The organism is Cobetia crustatorum (genome assembly GCF_000591415.1).
GTDB lineage: Bacteria > Pseudomonadota > Gammaproteobacteria > Pseudomonadales > Halomonadaceae > Cobetia > Cobetia crustatorum.
The window spans coordinates 1-17110 of sequence record NZ_JEMF01000025.1 but is presented as its reverse complement, the minus strand read 5'-3'; the positions used below and the strand labels follow the sequence as shown (position 1 = coordinate 17110).

Here is a 17110-nt window from a genome sequence, read left to right as displayed (position 1 = left end):
CGCATAGAGAAGATGCTGGGCAAACGGACTGGAGAGAGCTGGGTAGAAGGGTGTTGCAATCACGCGACAGGGAACCCGATGTGTTGAGTGGAGTCCCAAGCGGTTCTGATGAGTTTTGTCTCCGCCGCTGTCACTGCCATTGCTGATGCTTTCGCCAAGGATTGTCCTGAATGCCGTCTTCTGAGTCTTCCGTTCCCCGCCGCATGATTTGCTTGTTGCTGTCGGGGCTTGCTGTCATGAGCGTGCTGAGTATCGGCTATTGGGTTAGCCAGTCACACGAGTCTTCATCTACTGCACAAGGTACTCAAAGTACAGCCGTCGGTCAGAGTACCGCCGAGCCGGAGGATGGTGAACACGATATTGATAAGCAGGGAACGGTATCCGGCATCCCTTTGTGGCAGCGCTATCGCAGCACTTGGCTTGCCAATCGTGAACGAACTGCTGAAGAGCGCGTGGCATTGCCGCTGCCTGATTTCTCGCATGCTGGCTATCGACAGGGTGAGGCGTTGCCGGCCTCCGTCAATGTGCAAAAGAGTGAGCAGCGAGCTGATGAGAATACGCGGCGTTTTGACGTGACTGACTACGGTGCTCGTGGCGATGATGAGGTGAGTGATCGTTTGGCCGTACTCAAGGCACATGCCGCGATGCGTCGTTGGCAGCAGGCGGGCAGTGATGGTCACAGTGACAGAAGTCCTCGACGTGGGGTGCTCTACTTTCCTGCAGGAGATTACGTACTGTATGGCATTGAAGAGCGTGCCTGGTTCTTTGCACGATTGATTGCTCTCAAGGCAGTGGTGGCTGATGAGGAGCGCCAACAGCAGTTGCGCGAGTCGCTGTTGAAGATGCAGGGCCTGAGCCTGGCAGGCAGTTATTGGACATTGGCAGGCGCGGGCAGCGGCAGCACGCACCTCAAACAGACGGCAGCGATGCTGCCACTGCATGCCAGCTGGTATTGGAGCACGCCTTGGCTGCTACATCTGGGCAGCCTGGACGAGGGGAGAACGCTAGACGAGGGTGGCAAGCAGGAAGCCTGGCAGCCACTCGCGGCAAGCTCACGGAATCAGCCTGCTGATACGCAAGATACGGTCATGCTGGCGGATTCGACACAAGATGCGGGAGCGACCTCCTCCCTTGCAGTCGGTGATGAAGTTCTGCTGGAGAGTATCGACAAGCGCCCTGAAACAGTAGCCCGCGCATTGGCTCCCTACCAGATGGAAAAGGATGCCAAGACCGGAAATTCACGCTGGTTGATCGAGCGTGATGGCGTCGTCAAGCGAGCGCGTTATCGCGTGGTGGCGCGCGAAGGAAAACGTCTGACGCTCTCATTGCCGCTGGCGCACGGACGCCTTCCCGGTGAGACGTGGCGGATTGCGCGCATTCATCCTGCACGGGAAGTCGGGGTGGAAGGATTGGCGTTGAGTGGTAACTGGCGTGGACAGTTCAAGCATCATCGTAGTGCCGAGGATGACAGTGGTTTCGGCCTGTTGGATATTGATGGTGTGACCGACAGCTGGGTACGTGACGTGCAGCTTGTCAATTTCAATCAAGGGATCAAGGTGCGCCACAGCTCACAGACAACCCTCGAAAATGTGAGGTTGACAGGCAAACCGGGCCATATTGCGATGACAATCAGCGATAGCAATCAGGTACTGGCGAAACGTGTGATCGACCAAAGTCATGCCTGGCATGCACCCGGTGTTGCACGCTATGCGACACATAACGTCTACCTTGAACTTGAGCATGCTGGTGACAGTGGCGTTGAGCTACACGGGCAGCAGCCACGCGATACGCTGTTTGATCAGAAGCATGGCGGCCATGTGCGGGATCGCTGGGGTGCCAGCGTCGGGCATCAGCCCAATCATCTGCGTGGGCTGGTGTTGTGGAATCCGGTCAATACCGGTGAACCGCATGACGCATGGCCCTTCATGCGTGCCGACAGTCACTACGGCAAGGTCATCATGCCGATCGTTGTGGGGGCGACGGGGCGCGCATTGGGGATTGCCAGCCAGCATGACTACGCACGCGTGATGAATGCCAAGGGCGTGACGGATTACGCTGAATTGCCGGCGATGGATGCGTTACAGGCCATCGTCGAGTCACCGGGAGGAGCAGTGACACCGGCCTCTCTCTATCGTGCTCAGCGCGAGTTGGCAACTGAGAAAGGTCGGTGAGAAGAAGATGTTGTAGGAGAAACCTGCCAAGAGGAGCTAGAGACGTAACGTCAGTACCGAAGAGTCGGTGAAGAGGCGCCAGTAGAGAGCTAGTGACCGAGAGAGTGCGTCAACATACAGCAGTCGAGAAAAGTGGTTGATAAAAAGCGGTTGAGAACAATAACGCCAATAAAGGGACATCCCATGAGTCAGCAGATGATCAGACCTGCACGCCTGCGTTACGCGATTGCCTTTGCCACTGCCGCCGGGCTTGCGGGGCTGTCGAGCCAGGCGATGGCGGATCAGTATCAGGACGCCGCCAAGAAGTGGATCGACAAGGAATTCTCGCCTTCTACCCTCAGCCAGGACGAACAGATGTCCGAGCTTGAGTGGTTCATCAAGGCTGCCGAACCGTTAAGAGGCATGGAGATCAAGGTTGCCTCTGAAACTCTCACGACGCATGAATATGAGTCCAAGGTGCTAGCCAAGGCCTTCAGTGAAATTACTGGCATCAAGCTGACTCATGATCTTATTCAGGAAGGCGATGTCATCGAGAAATTGCAGACCCAGATGCAGTCGGGGCGCAATATCTACGATGCCTATGTCAATGATTCCGACCTGATCGGCACTCACTTCCGTTATGGCAAGGTCGTGCCGATCAGCGACATGATGGAAGGTGATGGCAAGGACTACACCTCACCGACGTTGGACCTGGATGACTTCATCGGGTTGGATTTCACCACCGGACCGGATGACAAGCTCTATCAGCTGCCGGATCAGCAGTTCGCCAACCTTTACTGGTTCCGCGCGGACTGGTTCGAGCGTGAAGACCTCAAGAAGCAGTTCAAGGACAAGTACGGTTACGAATTGGGCGTACCTGTCAACTGGTCTGCCTATGAAGACATCGCCGACTTCTTCACCAATGACGTCAAGGAACTCGACGGCAAGCGTGTCTATGGCCACATGGATTATGGCAAGAAGGACCCGTCACTCGGCTGGCGCTTCACCGATGCGTGGTTCTCCATGGCGGGTGCAGGCGATAAGGGCCTGCCCAACGGCCTGCCAGTGGATGAGTGGGGCATTCGTGTCGAGGAATGTCAGCCGGTCGGCTCCTCCGTGACACGTGGTGGTGCGGCCAACGGCCCGGCGGCGGTCTATGCGACTACCAAGTATGTCGATTGGCTGGACAAGTACGCTCCGCCGGAAGCTCAGGGCATGACCTTCTCCGAGTCCGGCCCTGTGCCGTCGCAGGGCAACATTGCCCAGCAGATCTTCTGGTACACCGCCTTCACTGCAGATATGACGCGTGAGGGATTACCGGTAGTCAATGATGATGGCACGCCCAAGTGGCGCATGGCCCCGTCACCGCACGGCCCGTACTGGGAAGAGGGCATGAAGCTTGGCTATCAGGATGTGGGCGCCTGGACATTCTTCGACTCCACGCCGGAGAAGAATCGTCTGGCCGCGTGGTTGTATGCCCAGTTCGTGACGGCAAAAACCGTGTCACTCAAGAAGACGCTAGAAGGGCTGACGCCGATTCGCGAATCTGATATTCAGTCGCAGGCGATGACTGATGCTGCACCGAAGCTTGGTGGTCTGGTCGAGTTCTATCGCAGCCCTGCGCGTGTGCAGTGGTCGCCAACCGGCACCAACGTGCCAGATTATCCGAAGCTTGCTCAGCTGTGGTGGCAGTACATTTCTCAGGCGGCCAGTGGCGAAGCAACACCACAGGAAGCACTGGATGGGCTAGCCAAGGCGCAGGATCGTATCCTTGAGCGTCTGGAGCGGGCCAATGTAATGCCAAACTGTGGACCGAAGCTCAATGAAGAACGCGATGCTCAGTACTGGTTTGATCAGCCGGGCGCACCCAAGGCCAAGCTGGAAAACGAGAAGCCCAAGGGAGAGACGATCGGCTACGAGGAATTGCTGGAGAGCTGGAAGCAGTAACGCCTCTACTGAAAACATGTAAGCCAGCAACGCGAACGCCCCTGCCGGAATCCCGGCAGGGGCGTTTTGCATACTACGATGACCCTCCTGATCATGACGTTCAGGAGGGGCTCACGAGGCTCAGACGTCAGTTATTGAACATCGATCATGAGCCCCACTGGGCACTAGTCGCGGTAGAGATCGATGCTCGGGCAGGAGCAGATCAGCTGACGATCGCCATGCACGTTATCGACCCGGTTGACTGCTGGCCACTGCTTGGCAGCCTTGACGTGTTCGCTTGGGAATGCACCGACTTCACGCGAGTAGCCACGATTCCAGTCAGCGTCCATCAGATCAGCCTGGGTGTGCGGGGCATGTATCAGCGGGTTGTCTTCCAGCGTCCACTCGCCTTGCTCGACGCGAGTGATCTCGGCACGAATCGCGATCATCGCATCGCAGAAACGATCGATCTCGTAGAGTGACTCGGATTCAGTCGGCTCTACCATCAGGGTGCCGGCGACCGGGAACGACATGGTCGGCGCATGGAAACCGTAATCGATCAGGCGCTTGGCGATATCTTCTTCGCTGATACCGGAAGCTGCCTTGAGCGGACGAATGTCGATGATGCATTCATGCGCCACGGTACCGTTCTTGCCACGATAGAGCACCGGATAATGGCCATCGAGGCGTGTGGCGATGTAGTTGGCATTGAGGATAGCCAGCTCAGTCGCTTCACGCAGCCCGCGTGCGCCCATCATCTTGATGTAAGCCCAGGAAATCGGCAGGATCGCCGCGGACCCGAAGGCAGCCGCTGAGACAGCCGTACATTCTGGCTTCACACCTTGCAGCGGCGTGACCACGTGGTTGGAGACGAAAGGTGCCAGATGTGACTTGACGCCGATAGGGCCCATGCCCGGACCGCCGCCGCCATGTGGAATGCAGAAGGTCTTGTGCAGGTTCAGGTGTGAGACGTCGCCGCCGAAATCGCCAGGGCGGCAGATGCCGACCTGAGCATTCATGTTGGCACCATCGATATATACCTGCCCGCCGTGATCATGAACGACCTGACAGGCCTCGCGCACGGTTTCCTCGAATACGCCGTGGGTAGACGGGTAGGTGATCATGATCGCGGACAGCTTGTCGCTGTGTTGCTCGGCCTTGGCGCGCAGGTCGTCGATATCGATGTTGCCGCTGGCATCGCACTCGACCACCACCACCTTCATGGCGGCCATCGCGGCGGATGCCGGGTTGGTGCCGTGAGCGGAGCTGGGGATCAGGCAGATGTCACGCTCACCTTCGCCGACGGAGGCCTGATAGCGACGAATCGCGACCAGACCGGCGTACTCGCCCTGGGCGCGGAGTTCGGCTGCATGGAGATGGCGTCGTAGCCGGTGATCTCGACCAGGAAGGCAGACAGCTCGTCGATCATCTGACGATAGCCCACCACTTGATCGGACGGCGCGAACGGGTGAATGTTCGCAAACTCAGGCCAGGTGATCGGAATCATCTCGGTGGTGGCATTGAGCTTCATGGTGCAGCTGCCCAGCGGGATCATGGCGTGGGTCAGCGACAGATCCTTGTTCTCCAGACGCTTCAGGTAGCGCAGCATCTCGGTTTCCGAGTGGTAGCGGCTGAAGGTCGGGTGGGTCAGGAAATCGCTGCCACGATGGCAGGCAGCAGGGATGCCGCGGGTGCCTGAGGCAAGCAGCTCTTGATCCAGTCCGGCGACTGACAGGCCGTGCTCTTCACCCAGCAGTACGTCAAACAGCACGCCAACATCGGCAGCGGTGGTGGTCTCATCAAGGTTGATCGTGACGCGACCATCGCCGTGATGACGTAGATTGATCTCGTGTGTCAGCTCGCGACCTAGAATCTTGCCTTCATCGATGCCAGTGATGGTGATGGCATCAAACCAGCTGGAATGCTGCAGATTCAGGCCACCACGCGTGACGCCTTCGGCGAGAATGCTGGTCAGGCGTTGTACGCGAGTCGCGATACGCTTGAGGCCTTCGGCACCGTGATAGACCGCGTAGAAACCGGCGATGTTGGCAAGCAATGCCTGTGCGGTACAGATGTTGGAAGTCGCCTTCTCGCGGCGGATGTGTTGCTCGCGGGTCTGCATGGCCATGCGCAGTGCTGGGTTTCCGCGTGAATCCTTGGAGACGCCGATGATGCGGCCCGGGATGGAGCGCTTGAGCTTGTCAGTGGTCGCGAAGAAGGTGCGTGTGGGCCGCCGAATCCCATCGGCACACCGAAGCGCTGGGAAGTGCCGACGACGATGTCAGCGCCCAGACTACCCGGCGACTTGAGTACCACGAGACTGAGCAGGTCAGCGGCAACGACGGTCATCGCGCCGCGCTCGCGAGCGGCTTCCAGCAACGGCGCCAGATCACGCACTTCACCGGTATTGCCCGGATACTGGAACAGCGCACCGAAGATATCGTGCTCGCCGACGTTTTCGGCAGCATCGACGATCAGCTCAAAGCCGAAGTAGTCAGCGCGGGTACGCATCACGTCCAGTGTCTGCGGCAGCACGTCGTCAGAGATGAAGAAGCGGGTGCTCTTGTTCTTCTTGTTGCCACGCTGACATAGCGCCATGGCTTCAGCAGCGGCGGTAGCTTCATCCAGCAGACTGGCGTTGGCCAGTTCCATGCCGGTCAGATCCATCACGGCTTGCTGGAAGTTGAGCAGGCCTTCAAGGCGCCCTTGAGCGATCTCCGGTTGATATGGGGTATACGCGGTGTACCAACCCGGGTTTTCCAGCACATTACGCTGGATGACCGCGGGCAGGTGAGTGTTGTGATACCCCTGACCGATGTAGGTTTTGAAGACCTTATTCTGACGCGCAAGGCGCTTGAGGTAATCCAGTGCCTCGGATTCCGTGCGTGGCCCTTCGAGATCCAGCTCCCGACCCAGACGAATGGCAGCCGGTACGGTGCGGTCAACCAGCTGGTCGATACTCTCTTCACCAAGCGTGGCCAACATGCGCGCCACATTGGCGTCAGTCGGGCCGTTGTGACGGGAAATGAAGTCATCGTGTCCGGCCAGCTGGGCCAGGGTAAGCGTCTCGTGTGCCATGCAAAAAGTCCTGTGCTGCTTCGGGAGCTGCAGGGTGGCAGCCCGCGGGAGGAACATCGCCTTGCCTGTGTAGTGTCAACGTACCTACCGCAATGAAGCCGTGCGGAACGTGCGATGGTAGGGCAAGGGAGTGAAATGAACAGGTGCTGCAGGGAAATCTCAGCGGGTGTGAAACGTACGTAGAGCCAAAGGTGCCTCCCACTCGCGAGGGCAGGAGGCTGACAGGCATCAAGCTTCGCTTTCGACCAGCAGGGTATAGGCATCAGCGTCGAGCAGCTTTTCGAGATCAGTGCTGTCGGCGACTTTCATCTTGAGAATCCAGGCATCGTCGTAAGGGCTTTCGTTGACGGATTCAGGCGCGTCTTCGAGGCTTTCGTTAACGGCAATAACTTCACCTGCTAGAGGTGCATAAAGATCGGAAGCTGCCTTGACGGACTCGATAACACCGAATTCTTCTTCAAGCGCCAATTCGCGGCCGACTTCCGGCAGCTCGACGAAGACGACATCACCCAGTGCTTCCTGAGCGTGGTCAGTGATTCCGATGGTCACGGTGCCATCACCGTTGTCCTGAACCCACTCGTGACTTTCGGTGTACTTAAGCGTGGCAGGAATATTGCTCATGAGTATTTTCCTATGTGAAAAAATTTTCTAATTCAGGGAATCGGTTCGTCATTATGCACGAAGGTATCCAAGCGTGGCAGTGGCTGGATGTCACGTGCCTCTACGACTTTTGGCGGGTGTGCATGACGCTCGCCTCTTTATCGTGGTCTGCCACTCACCGAACGTCCAGTGCCATCCTGCAGTGAGCCATGAATCGCGTGTTATCAGGCCCAAGGCAGGCGCTTGTCATATCAGATGATGCTTGATTCCTTGCCTGGCGGGCACATCAGTCGGTTATGGGCAGGCTTTCAGCGAAAGCGTCGCCTCGACTTGCGAGCCATTTCATCCCGCGCTAAAGTGCTGGCTGTTTCGTATAGGAAACTTATTTCCATATTGTGCTCCGGTGGCAGGGCTGTCAATTGCGTTCGGCATCAGTGCAGAAGATAAGGCCTGCACAGCCCTACCGTTACTCCAAGAGAGTGCTGCTGCCTCCCAAGAGAGTTACCCGTACTGGATCACCACACGAAAACACGATGAAACGTTATGGAGTGGCGCATTTTTTTGTATTTTTTGCGCACTATCTTGCTCGCAACCTAGCGTAAAGCCCTGCTGGGCTAGTGAAGTCTGGTGGCTTCCGCTAATGTGAGCTTTCACATGGCGATCGAGACGTGTGAAAGCCAGGATGTGTGCACTGTGCATCGTGTAACAAAAATAATTCAGCGGAGGAAATCTGCGTGGAAATGATCAGTTCTGTCTTTACTGCCATCAATGGTGTCGTGTGGGGCCCGTTGATGTTGATCCTCCTTCTCGGGGTGGGTTTCTATCTTCAGGCTGGCCTCAAGGGCATGCCGATTCGCAAGTTGGGTACTGGCTTCAAGTTGCTATGGGGTGGGCGCGGCCCGGGCAAGGCAGGCGATGGTGAGATTTCTCCGTTCAATGCTCTGATGACGTCTCTGTCTGCCACCATCGGCACGGGTAACATTGCTGGTGTGGCCACGGCGATTGCGCTGGGTGGGCCTGGTGCGATCTTCTGGATGTGGATGACGGCGCTAGTCGGTATGGCAACCAAATACGCTGAGGCTGTGTGCGCAGTACGTTATCGTGAGGTCGATGAAACCGGTGCGCACGTGGGCGGGCCCATGTATTACATCCGTAACGGCCTGGGTGCCAAGTGGGGCTGGTTGGGCGGCGCGTTTGCCTTCTTTGGCTGCTTCGCGGCATTCGGCATTGGCAATACCGTACAGTCCAACTCAGTGGCCGATGCGCTGGAAACGTCCTTCGCTATCCCTCACTGGGTGTCTGGGGTCGTGATGATGGTGCTGGCAGGCGCGGTTATTCTGGGCGGCATCAAGCGTATTTCCAACGTAGCAGGCAAGTTGGTGCCGTTCATGGCGATTGCCTACTTCCTGGCAGGCATCATCATCCTAGTGATCAATGCTAGCCAGATCGGTCATGCCTTTGGCTTGATCTTCACCTACGCGTTCAATCCTGTCGCCGCGACCGGTGGTTTTGCCGGTGCAGCGGTCATGGCAGCGATTCGCTTCGGTGTCGCACGCGGTATCTTCTCCAACGAGGCTGGTCTGGGGAGTGCGCCGATTGCACACGCAGCTGCACAAACCAACAACCCGGTGCGTCAGGGCTTGGTAGCGATGCTGGGTACGTTCATCGATACCATCGTCATCTGCACCATTACTGCATTGGCCATCATCACCTCAGGCCTATGGTCTTCTGGTGAGACAGGGGCTGCACTGACCTCAATGTCCTTTGATCAGGCGCTGCCGGGCGTGGGCAATCATCTTGTCGCGATCGCCCTGGCCGTATTTGCCTTCACTACCATTCTTGGCTGGTCCTTCTATGGTGAGAAGTGCTTCCAATATCTGTTCGGCACGCGTGCCATCATGCTGTATCGCATCGTGTTCGTGATCGCGATTCCGATAGGGGCGATGGCCAAGCTGGATCTGATCTGGCTCATGGCGGATACCTTCAATGCACTGATGGCAATTCCGAACCTTATCGGCCTGGCATTGCTGTCACCGGTGGTCTTCAAGCTCACACGTGATTACTTCGACGGCAAGGATGTGATGGCCGGCGAAGATCGCTAAGACATATTTCTGATGTGATGAATCATGAGGCTATCCATCAGCCTCGTGATCAGCGGATCGGGACTGGGTGGGGGGCGCTCTGGCAGCTCTCACCCAGGTGTCCAGATTTTCAGTTCACTAGCCTCCCGCGGCCTGGGGCCACACCCTTGGCTGTCTGCGGGTTTTGCATGCCAACCTGGAGAATTCCGATGTCCGATTCCGCCTCAGTGCAAGGTCTCAAGCAGACCGCCCTCCATGACCTGCATGTCGAGCAGGGCGCCAAGATGGTTGAGTTCGCCGGCTACGCCATGCCGGTGCAGTACCCGCTAGGTGTCAAGAAGGAGCATGAGCACACGCGCGCCAAGGCAGGGTTGTTTGATGTCTCTCATATGGGACAGTTGACTCTGCGTGGCGAGAATGTGCAGGCCGCACTGGAGACCTTGGTGCCGACTGATATCGTTGACCTGCCAGTCGGGATGCAGCGTTATGGATTATTCACCTCTGATGCCGGTGGCATCCTCGATGACTTGATGATCGTCAATGGTGGCGATCATCTCTATGTGGTGGTGAATGCCGCCTGCAAGGATCAGGACATCGCGCATCTGCGTGTCGGCTTGCCGACGGAGATCGAAATTGAAGTGCTCAATGATCGTGCACTGCTGGCATTACAGGGTCCGTTGGCTCACGCCGTCATGCAGCGTCTTGCTCCTGAGGTGTGCGAGCTGACTTTCATGCATCACGCGCGTGTCAGCATTGAGGGTATCGAGTGCTGGGCTAGCCGTAGCGGCTATACCGGTGAGGATGGCTTCGAGATTTCAGTGCCGAATGCTGATGTAGAACGTTTCGCACGTCTGTTGCTGGCTGAAGATGAAGTCGAGCTCATCGGCTTGGGTGCGCGCGATTCTCTGCGCCTGGAAGCAGGGCTGTGTCTTTACGGCCATGATCTGGACACCACTACCACGCCCGTGGAAGGTAGCTTGATCTGGGCGCTTGGTAAGGTGCGTCGTCACGGTGGTGAGCGTGAGGGCGGCTTCCCGGGAGCAGATGTCATCCTGACCCAGGTTGCCAACAAGGACCACGCACGCAAGCGTGTTGGACTCGTGGCTGAAGGGCGTGCGCCGGTTCGTGAAGGCGCTGAGCTCTTCGATGGTGAAGGGAATCTTATCGGTGTCGTGACCTCGGGTAGCTTCGGGCCGACATATGGCAAACCGGTGGCGATGGGCTATGTAGTGGTCGCGCACAGTGCGCTGGAAACACAGCTGTTTGCTGATGTGCGTGGCAGGCGTCTGCCGATGACAGTGACGAAGATGCCGTTCGTTGAGCAGCGCTATTACCGTGGCTAGAGGCTGGTGAGTTGAAGTTGTTGCGTACCGCTCGCGGCGATACGTCAAAAGGGACTGCCATGGCAGTCCCTTTTTCATGACTGTCTTTTCCGTGACGGTCTCTTAGGCCTGCTTTACTCACCGCCGTTGAGCGTTCCAGCCATCGTGTCGGTGCAGAGGTTGTTGTATCAGTACAGAAATGACAGGCGCAAAAAAGCCCGCCGAGGCGGGCTTTTTTGTCGGAGGAGGGGTTAGCCTCTTCCTGCTAAATCAAAGCTTAGTCAACCAGCTTGATGTTAGCGGCCTGGAGGCCTTTCTTGCCCTGGGTGACGTCGAAGGAAACCTTCTGACCGTCTTGCAGAGACTTGAAGCCTTCAGCCTGAATTTCGGAGAAGTGTGCGAACAGGTCGTCACCGTTGTCGTCCGGAGAAATGAAACCAAAACCTTTAGTGTCGTTAAACCACTTGACTGTACCAGTTGCCATGATCGTAATTCCTTACTGATGATATTGCCGGGAGTTACCCGATATACGTGGGTAAAACAAGGAGGATATGCACCAGGTACCGAAGTGTTTCGATCACGACTGACGATATTCGACTTGCTAACCAACGAGAGCAATACTGCGCTGCTAAGGCCGTAAGGTCAAATGAAATATCAAAAACTTCTCTGATTGCCTAATAATCGTGCGCCGGATTTGAGCGCACAAGTGTATTGTAAGGCATGAGAATTGTGTTACGGAAAGAGGACTGTGCTAAATGATTTTTTATCCCGTTATCTTGCGAGAAAGCACTGTTGTTGTTTGCTTTCAGACCTTTCCTCACAAGAAGGATAGTCGTGTATAGCTTCAGTGACAAGAAAGTGAGTGAAGATATTAACTCTATATATATCAATAGATTGGATGAAAAAACCGACAACGATGGCAGCGCTGTCGGTGGATGACTATAACGTCATCAAGGCTCTCGGAGAGAGTGTGTGATGCGCCCATCACACTGTGAGAGATCTTTATCAAAAGGGGAGAGTCAAAGAGGCTGAATCAAGCCAATAAAATTGCTGAAAGGCTAGGCAAGAATTCAGCCTCTTGTCGTTTACGCGTCGAGCTGCATTTCTGGCACGTGATCTGGAATAATCAGCTTGCCTGCGGTCAGGCGGCTGATATCTTCGACACTGACGCCAGGTGCGCGTTCCAGCAGGTGGAAGGCACCGTCCTTGATTTCGAGGAAGGCCAGATCGGTCAATACGCGTCGAATGCAGCCAGCACCGGTCAGCGGTAGCTCACACTGGCTAAGCAGCTTTGACTCACCGTGCTTGGAAGCATGAGTCATGGTGCAGATGATGTTCTCGGCACCGGCGACCAGATCCATCGCGCCTCCCATGCCCTTGATCAATTTGCCGGGAATCATCCAGCTGGCGATATTGCCGTTCACGTCGACCTCGAAGGCGCCGAGTACGGTCAGGTCAACGTGGCCACCGCGAATCATCGCGAAGGATTCGGCCGAGTCGAAGATGGCCGCACCGTCGATGGCGGTTACGGTTTCCTTGCCGGCGTTGATCATGTCTGCGTCGACTTCATCCTCGTAAGGGTAGCGGCCCATGCCCAGCAGGCCATTCTCGGACTGCAGCATCACTTCGATACCATCGGGGATGTAGTTGGCTACTAGTGTCGGAATCCCGATACCTAGATTGACGTAAGAGCCGTCCTGAATTTCCTGAGCCACTCGCTGGGCCATCTGTTCACGTGTCAAAGCCATGATTCATTCCTTGTTCTTGAGCGCCATCAATATGGGCTGACGCAATGCATGCGGGAGAAAGTCAGTACGGGCGGAGCGAGGCTCAACGCGTGCGTACGGTACGTTTCTCGATGCGCTTCTCGAATTTACCCAGGATGACGCGATCGACGTAGATGCCGGGTGTATGGACATCAGCCGGGTCCAGCTCGCCGGGTTCTACCAGCTCTTCTACTTCCACCACGGTGATCTTGCCGGCTGTCGCGGCGAGCGGATTGAAGTTACGCGCGGTATGGCGATAGACGACGTTGCCGTAGCGATCCGCTTTCCATGCCTTGACGATGGCGAAGTCACCCTTGATGGCTTCTTCAAGAATATAGGGGCGGCCGTCAAATTCGCGTACTTCCTTGCCCTCGCCGATGGGCGTGCCGTAGCCAGTAGCGGTGAAGAAGGCGGGGATACCTGCACCGCCGGCGCGCATCTTCTCGGCAAGCGTACCTTGCGGCGTGAGGATGACTTCCAACTCGCCACTCAGCATCTGCTGCTCGAACAGGGCGTTCTCGCCGACGTAGGAGGCGATCATGGTCTTGATCTGACGGTCTTCCAGCAGTACGCCGAGCCCGAAGCCGTCGACACCACAGTTATTGGAGACAACGGTCAAGTCTGTGACGGCGAGACGCTTGATTTCCTGGATCAAGTTCTCGGGAATACCGCACAGGCCAAAGCCACCGGCAATCACGGTCATGCCATCTTTCAAGCCAGCCATGGCATCAGCGTAGCTGGTCACCACCTTGTTGAATCCTGCCATGCGAATCTCCTTGAGCGTGTTGTGTTGTTAGAGTCGATGCCGACATGTCGGGACGTTCACGCTATATCCCACTGCAAAAGAGTATGACTTCATCATTGCCGACAAAAGTGGCGCTGTATATATTTGTATAAGTTTGTTTTTCAGATAGATTGATCAGATTTATTTATCAATGATTGATCTGCAGGTTATCAGTGATTGTCTTCACGGTAGCTGCAGGTGGCACAAGCGGCTGCTTCAGCAGTGATTTTCCCAACGAGGAGTGCTCATGACGCTCAAGCAGTTGCGTGCCTTCGTGGCCGTCGCACGGACCTTGTCATTCGCCGAGGCCGGTACCTTGGTGCATCTCTCGCAGCCGGCATTGTCGTTGGCGGTCAAGAATCTTGAGGAGTCGCTGGGCGGTCGGCTATTTCAGCGCTCCACTCGTCAGGTTAGCTTGACGCCGGAAGGCCGAGCCTTTTTTCCGCTCGCACGGCGGCTGTTGTCTGACTGGGAGCATGCCGAGGATGATATGCGTCAGCGCTTCAGCCTGGGGCGCGGTCGAGTGGCACTGGCGGCCATGCCGACCTTTGCCGGTAATTTGCTGCCGGGCGTATTGGCCGCCTTTCGGCGCCAGTTTCCCGAGATCACCATTGAAGTGAACGATGTGATTGCCGAGGAGGTGGTCGAGCGCGTTACCGATGGCCGAGTGGAGCTGGGCATCAGCTTTGACCCCGGTGTGCGGGAAGACCTTATTTTCGAGTTACTGTTCGAGGACCGCTACATCGCTATCCTGCCGCCTGGCCATACGCTATTGCAATCCAACCCACGGCACATCGACTGGGCACAACTGCATAAGGAAGACTTCATTACCTTGCAACGGCCTTCTGGTGTGCGGCACATGTTAGAGCAGCGCTTGGCGGAAGCTGGTCTTGGGCTAGCAGTAGCGTTCGAGACCCATCAGCTAGTCACGTGCGGACGCATGGTGGCAGAGGGCCTGGGGGTCAGTGCAGTGCCCGCGATGAGCGCTGGCCAGATGACGGCGCTCGGGTGCCACTGCATTCCGCTTGAAGGTCCCGTGATTCACCAGAAGGTGGGGGTGATACGCCGTCGCCGTCACGAGCTTTCCGTGGCGGTACAAGCCATGCTCGACACGTTGCGCGCCCGCTATCCGAATGCTGCTCTCGCGAGTGATCAGCGTGAGGATGTCAGTAACTGACGATAGGTCAGGCTAATGCGCAGACCTTCGAGTTTGCGCGGTGGCAGGGCGTGATGCAGGTAATCCTGACAGCCGCGCCCCATGACTAGCAGTGAGCCATGCGGCAACCAGAGATTGAAGGCTGGTGTCTCTGCATATGGGCTGCGCGGATGGCCTTTGAAGCGTAATGGCCGCATCAGTCCTAGTGAGATCGCCAGTACCACGGGACGATTCCCCAACTCTGGCTCATTGTCACTGTGCCAGCCCATGCGATCATTGCCATCGGCATAGCGATTGGCCAACAGGCTGTTGAAGGGGGTGCCTATTCGAGGCTCGATACGCACTTTCTGGTTCGGTTGAGCACCGAGTTCATCATTGATCGCGCGCCGTGATAACTCACCAATACGCCAGGCCATCGGTAGCCAGGGCGTTGGCTCAAACAAACTGCCCGAGTAGCGATAGCGTGCTCCTCTATCTCCCATCCAGGCCTGTCGGCGGGGTATCGGGTGTGTCTGTCCATGCACGCTCAAGCTAGGACGTTGCCAGTCGAGTGTGCCTTCCAGCGTGGCAAGCGCCTGATCGGCCTGGAGCGGCGTCAGTGCTTGCGGTTTGAGGTAAAGCGGATGTAGCGGATGGCGATACCAGCCGTGAGCGAGCGGCTGCCAGTCCTCGGGCAGTCGTCGGACGATATCGACAGCAGACGGTGTCGCATGCGTCGCGAACAGATCATCGGTTGGAGGTGGTGTGCTCATTCATCGAGATTGCCAGAGCCGTCGCGTAGTGAGCAAGCCTCTGTAGAGGGTTCGGTGGAGACGATCGTACTAGCGGGCTAGAGATTCGAAACCCAGGATCGCCAGCTCCGCCAGACCCAGACCGAGCACTGCACCGGCCAATACATCGCTGACGTAATGCAGCCCCAGAATTACGCGAGACAGTGCAATCAGTAGGGCGAGTGGTGTCACGATGATGGCTAATTCAGGCACCTGTTGTGCCGTCAGGCTGGCAAATAGCGTGGCATGCAGGGTGTGGCCGCTGGGGAAGCTATAGCGGTCCAGCGGTGGCATGGTGCAGTTGATGGTGTTGAAAGTAATGAAAGGGCGTTCGCGACACAGTCGCGTCTTCAGTGCGCGGTAAAGTAAGGCCCCCGCACCGGCCGCGAGGCCGAATTCCAGTAATAACCAGCCACCCAAGGCATGGTGAAACGGCAGACTCAGTGTCAGCAGCAGCCATGCTGGCCAGTCGCCGAGTCGCGAGACCACTCTAAATAGCGCCAATACTGGCCGAAACAGCGCCAGACGGGCGACCTGTCGGCACAGCCGCCATTCCAGCAGGTCTAGCCGTTCAAAGACGAGAAGGTTGCGATCGTGCATGAGCTTTTTCCTCGGCGTGGCGCAGGCAGGCGAGAAAGCCATCGGCGATACGGCTCCAGCCTAGCGGTTCGACGCGCACACGTGCAGCGCGTCCCAGGCGGGCGATGCGGGCCGGCCGTTGGCAGACCTCCACCGCCTGTTCGATGAAGCGCTCGGGCTGCGTGCAAGGTGCTAGCAGCCCCTGATGATCATCACGAATCACTTCTCCCGCCGCTGCGTAATCGAACGCGATGACGGCTAGCCCGCTGGCCATGGCTTCCAGCACGACATTGCCGAAGGTTTCCGACAGTGAGGGGAAAACGAAAATATCGGCGCTGGCATAGTAAGTGGCGAGAGCGTCGCCGGTCTGAAAGCCAGCAAAGATGGCATTTGGCAGGCGCTGCTGTAGTCGTTCACGTAGAGGGCCATCGCCTACCAGTACCAGTACGAGGTCCGGCTGTACTGCCTGCATGGCATCGTAGGTGCGAATCAGTAGCTCGATATTCTTTTCGGCCGCCAGACGCCCGACATAGAGTGCGATGGGTTGCTGAGAGCTTACCCCCCACTGCTCGCGGAGCACCTCGCTACGATGCTTGGGAGAAAAGTGCGAGCAGTCCAGTCCGCGTCCGACGACCTGTACATGCTGAAAGCCTTGCTGCATGAGGGTGTCAGCTTGGGTGCGCGTCGGGACGAGTGTCATGCGTGCGGCATTGTGGAATTGGCGTAGGCCATACCGTACCAGCGGACGTAACGCCTTGAGCCGATAATGGGTGCTGTATTGATCAAAGTTGGTATGGAAGCCAGCGACCACAGGTAGCCCCAAGTGGCGTGCTACTAGCAGGGCACTGATGCCAAGCGGGCCTTCGGTTGCGATATACTGAAGTGGACCCCAGAATTC

12 protein-coding genes and 1 pseudogene are annotated in these 17110 nt (G+C 57.1%); 5 read left to right on the top strand and 8 right to left on the bottom strand.

The genetic code is table 11. The annotated features are described in order from the left end of the window. The first annotated feature begins 170 nt into the window (after positions 1–170). Together BF12_RS0106895 and BF12_RS19080 are read left to right on the top strand one after the other, a co-directional pair. Positions 171–2171: a DUF4955 domain-containing protein gene (locus BF12_RS0106895; protein WP_024951642.1), complete on the top strand. Its 2001-nt coding sequence runs from the start codon at positions 171–173 to the stop codon at positions 2169–2171. Between the two features lie 183 nt (positions 2172–2354). Next, on the top strand, positions 2355–4097 hold the full coding sequence (locus BF12_RS19080) for an ABC transporter substrate-binding protein (protein WP_439644483.1): 1743 nt from the start codon (positions 2355–2357) through the stop codon (positions 4095–4097). Between the two features lie 164 nt (positions 4098–4261). Here the strand turns inward: BF12_RS19080 and gcvP are convergent. Then, positions 4262–7154 (bottom strand): annotated as a pseudogene (gcvP, locus tag BF12_RS19075) (aminomethyl-transferring glycine dehydrogenase). Positions 7155–7382: 228 nt separating this feature from the next. Then, positions 7383–7775 (bottom strand): glycine cleavage system protein GcvH, encoded by a 393-nt coding sequence (gene gcvH / locus BF12_RS0106880; RefSeq protein ID WP_024951641.1) that lies wholly within the window; start codon positions 7773–7775, stop codon positions 7383–7385. A gap of 719 nt (positions 7776–8494) precedes the next feature. On the opposite strand from gcvH, the gene BF12_RS0106875 reads away from it, so the two are divergent. Further along, on the top strand, positions 8495–9856 hold the full coding sequence (locus BF12_RS0106875; protein ID WP_439644489.1) for an alanine/glycine:cation symporter family protein: 1362 nt from the start codon (positions 8495–8497) through the stop codon (positions 9854–9856). Positions 9857–10044: 188 nt separating this feature from the next. Continuing rightward, positions 10045–11178, top strand: coding sequence for a glycine cleavage system aminomethyltransferase GcvT (gene gcvT / locus BF12_RS0106870; protein ID WP_024951639.1), 1134 nt, complete (start codon positions 10045–10047; stop codon positions 11176–11178). Positions 11179–11434: 256 nt separating this feature from the next. On the opposite strand, the gene BF12_RS0106865 is transcribed toward gcvT, so the two are convergent. The 3 genes from BF12_RS0106865 to BF12_RS0106855 form a co-directional block, all read right to left on the bottom strand. Continuing rightward, on the bottom strand, positions 11435–11641 hold the full coding sequence (locus BF12_RS0106865) for a cold-shock protein (protein ID WP_024951638.1): 207 nt from the start codon (positions 11639–11641) through the stop codon (positions 11435–11437). A gap of 601 nt (positions 11642–12242) precedes the next feature. Then, a complete protein-coding gene (locus BF12_RS0106860) occupies positions 12243–12905 on the bottom strand; it encodes a 3-oxoacid CoA-transferase subunit B (protein ID WP_024951637.1) in 663 nt (220 codons plus the stop codon). 82 nt (positions 12906–12987) lie between these two features. Further along, entirely contained in the window at positions 12988–13689 is a 702-nt protein-coding gene (locus BF12_RS0106855; RefSeq protein WP_024951636.1) for a CoA transferase subunit A, read from the bottom strand. Between the two features lie 265 nt (positions 13690–13954). Here BF12_RS0106855 and BF12_RS0106850 point away from each other — a divergent pair, with 265 nt between their 5' ends. Beyond that, positions 13955–14884: a LysR family transcriptional regulator gene (locus tag BF12_RS0106850; RefSeq protein ID WP_024951635.1), complete on the top strand. Its 930-nt coding sequence runs from the start codon at positions 13955–13957 to the stop codon at positions 14882–14884. On the opposite strand, the gene BF12_RS19070 is transcribed toward BF12_RS0106850, so the two are convergent. The 3 genes from BF12_RS19070 to BF12_RS0106835 form a co-directional block, all read right to left on the bottom strand. After that, positions 14860–15615, bottom strand: a complete 756-nt coding sequence (locus tag BF12_RS19070; RefSeq protein ID WP_024951634.1) for an alpha-ketoglutarate-dependent dioxygenase AlkB family protein — start codon at positions 15613–15615, stop codon at positions 14860–14862. The two genes, BF12_RS0106850 and BF12_RS19070, sit on opposite strands and share 25 nt — an antisense overlap. A 69-nt stretch (positions 15616–15684) precedes the next feature. Continuing rightward, complete coding sequence (locus BF12_RS0106840) at positions 15685–16233, bottom strand: phosphatase PAP2 family protein (protein WP_024951633.1); 549 nt, start codon at positions 16231–16233, stop codon at positions 15685–15687. After that, a partial coding sequence (locus BF12_RS0106835) for a glycosyltransferase family 4 protein (protein ID WP_024951632.1) occupies positions 16205–17110 on the bottom strand: 906 nt, incomplete at its 5' end. The genes BF12_RS0106840 and BF12_RS0106835, both read right to left, overlap by 29 nt.

Bases quoted from the DNA above. Each gene is read 5' to 3' on its own strand.
- BF12_RS0106895 (WP_024951642.1), top strand. From the start codon at position 171: ATGCCGTCTTCTGAGTCTTCCGTTCCCCGCCGCATGATTTGCTTGTTG.
- BF12_RS19080 (WP_439644483.1), top strand. From the start codon at position 2,355: ATGAGTCAGCAGATGATCAGACCTGCACGCCTGCGTTACGCGATTGCC.
- gcvH (WP_024951641.1), bottom strand. From the start codon at position 7,775: ATGAGCAATATTCCTGCCACGCTTAAGTACACCGAAAGTCACGAGTGG.
- BF12_RS0106875 (WP_439644489.1), top strand. From the start codon at position 8,495: ATGATCAGTTCTGTCTTTACTGCCATCAATGGTGTCGTGTGGGGCCCG.
- gcvT (WP_024951639.1), top strand. From the start codon at position 10,045: ATGTCCGATTCCGCCTCAGTGCAAGGTCTCAAGCAGACCGCCCTCCAT.
- BF12_RS0106865 (WP_024951638.1), bottom strand. From the start codon at position 11,641: ATGGCAACTGGTACAGTCAAGTGGTTTAACGACACTAAAGGTTTTGGT.
- BF12_RS0106860 (WP_024951637.1), bottom strand. From the start codon at position 12,905: ATGGCTTTGACACGTGAACAGATGGCCCAGCGAGTGGCTCAGGAAATT.
- BF12_RS0106855 (WP_024951636.1), bottom strand. From the start codon at position 13,689: ATGGCAGGATTCAACAAGGTGGTGACCAGCTACGCTGATGCCATGGCT.
- BF12_RS0106850 (WP_024951635.1), top strand. From the start codon at position 13,955: ATGACGCTCAAGCAGTTGCGTGCCTTCGTGGCCGTCGCACGGACCTTG.
- BF12_RS19070 (WP_024951634.1), bottom strand. From the start codon at position 15,615: ATGAGCACACCACCTCCAACCGATGATCTGTTCGCGACGCATGCGACA.
- BF12_RS0106840 (WP_024951633.1), bottom strand. From the start codon at position 16,233: ATGCACGATCGCAACCTTCTCGTCTTTGAACGGCTAGACCTGCTGGAA.